Source organism: Paenisporosarcina sp. P4_E4_2, from assembly GCF_056401595.1.
On the sequence record NZ_JBFUJC010000436.1, the window covers coordinates 1 to 2,221 of the forward strand.

The 2,221-nt window shown below is 33.9% G+C and carries 2 protein-coding genes; both read right to left on the reverse strand.

The annotated features are described in order from the left end of the window. Nucleotides 1–19: 19 nt before the first annotated feature. Nucleotides 20–511 (reverse strand): hypothetical protein, encoded by a 492-nt coding sequence (locus AC1DSB_RS18320; RefSeq protein ID WP_477531179.1) that lies wholly within the window; start codon nucleotides 509–511, stop codon nucleotides 20–22. A gap of 369 nt (nucleotides 512–880) precedes the next feature. Next, nucleotides 881–2,092 (reverse strand): AraC family transcriptional regulator, encoded by a 1,212-nt coding sequence (locus tag AC1DSB_RS18325; protein WP_477531178.1) that lies wholly within the window; start codon nucleotides 2,090–2,092, stop codon nucleotides 881–883. Between the last annotated feature and the right edge of the window lie 129 nt (nucleotides 2,093–2,221).

A 2,221-nucleotide genomic window follows, 5' to 3' on the forward strand; every position in this document is an offset into this window, starting at 1 on the left:
ACTTGATAGAACTCTTTATTCAATCTTTAGATATAGCTGTTTCAACGGTTACGATCCTATCAATGGAAAAAATCAGTGTTCTGCCTTTAATATGCTCCCTATCTCCATGAAGCTCCGATTTTTCCTCAAAATCTTCTTGAGTTAATTCTTCCTCTTCCATATCTTCTTCAACTGGTTCTCCGTCAACTAACGGCAGAAGCAATTCAACAAAATTGGACCCTACATAAATGATTTTTCCAAACGCTGAATGGCCATTCTCCAGTTCTATTTTGACGTTGAACCAAAGAAGTTGATACAAGCGGTAATTTAGGCCCTCAGTCAAGCCTGCTAATCGAATACTGAAATCATCATCACACAAATTCCTGCGGCAACGATTTCGACAGCAATTGCATCCAATTCCATACCCACATCCACAACTTGAAGGACAACATGCCCAATAGGAGCAATTTCTGAAGTCTAAATCAAAATCGCGGGTATGGCACCCGCAATCCGTGTCTTTATGCTTTTCCAAAATAACACAACCTCCTTTCATTTTATTATTGGTATATGAAATTTTTTACATTAGTTTTGGTCTGGAACCTATAAAGATAGAAAGTAAATTCTTAAACCAATAGATTTTACTATTAGTGTTTTGGGTAATGAACGAATTTATGGATAGGGGAGGTCGAAGATTCGAGTTTATTACAGWATTAAATAAGGGGAAATTAGAGGAATTGAGATGAAAAATCTTAATCCCTCTTTTTTAAATTGTCTGATTTATGAAGAATTGCTACGAATGTTCCTTAAAGAGATTTCAAAGCATCTRCAAAAGCGGTCTGTTTCCAAGGCACTATGAAAACCCAATTCTATTTAATGATTATAAAAACAGATACAAAGCAAATTATAAATCTGATTTTGCGTTCCTAAATCTGTTTGGGGTTATGCCGGTATATTTTTTAAATACTGTTTGAAAATGACTTTGCGAGGAAAAAGCCAGATGTAATGCAATTTCAGCATTACTTTTGTTAGTAAACTGCAGTAAGCGCTGAGATTCTAAAATTTTTTCTTGCAAAATATATTGTGTTAAGGTAATACCGGTTTGCTTATGAAACTGACTACTCAAACGGGAGCGTGATATTCCGAATTCGGAAGCTATTTCTTCAATCTTGATATTGTTAAACAAATTTATGGAAACATAATTTGCACATTTTAAAAATAATTTAGAAGAGCTATTGCAATTATATTTCACCTGTTTTGTACGTTCGGCAAACTCTAATAACATTTGCTTGATTAATGGGTATATGGATGCAGCATTGCGAAGCATTTCCAACTTTTGAATATACAAATCAGATAAATGGAATGCAGTCTGGACGTTTAATCCCCCTTCGATTGAGGCCCGAGAAGCTACGGTAGCGCAAGAAATTCCCATGTTCTTAAGTTGGCGCAAGGTATCATTGGCCATTGTTCCGGCCTTTATTTTTGGAAAGGCACTGAATAATTCTTTTAAAGCGTCAGGCTGACCATTTTTTATATAGAACAATAGCATTTTTTCATTTTGATAGTTATCGATAAAAAGAGAACTGGATTCTTTTTCACCAGAAAAAAATAATGTATTCTGCATACTGCTATTCATAATATCATCTTGATGATTTTCTGATTTTGTTTCTACAAATACGTCTTCTACAAAAAGTGGATTCTTATTGATAGTGGAAGCAATAAAGGAAAGGAGCCATCCTATACGTTCGGCAGAAATAGAGGGGGCGCACTTCAGTTTACCAATATATTCTTCATGATATTTTTCTTTTACATTCAATAAAAATAAAAGGTTATCTAATTTATTTTTGTCATTCGTTAAAATGGAAGATGGACCTATCACAATTCGATAATCATCATCCAATGAAACATAACCATAAAATTGAAACAGATCGGTAGTAATGATAACGGCAATATGCTCAGACTGTAGCATGTTTTTCTCATAAAGCAGAAAAGGATCCGGATTCATGGGATATATCGAGTAGTAGTAGACTTGATTTTCTCTTTGGTAAAGTCTGACAGAAGCACTTGTGGATTTGGCAAGTGCTTTACTTAAATATCTTAATTCATTTAAATTCATGTTTATTACCCACTTTCTAAAGGGGCGTGCCTTTTATATAATTTTGAAAACAAATTTGAAATACAAGTATTACTTTATCGTATAAAATTTAATTATTCAAAAAATATATCGCGCGCATAAGGGATGGAG

Excerpts from the sequence above, each read along its gene's own strand:
- AC1DSB_RS18325 (WP_477531178.1), bottom strand. The coding sequence starts at position 2,092 with ATGAATTTAAATGAATTAAGATATTTAAGTAAAGCACTTGCCAAATCC.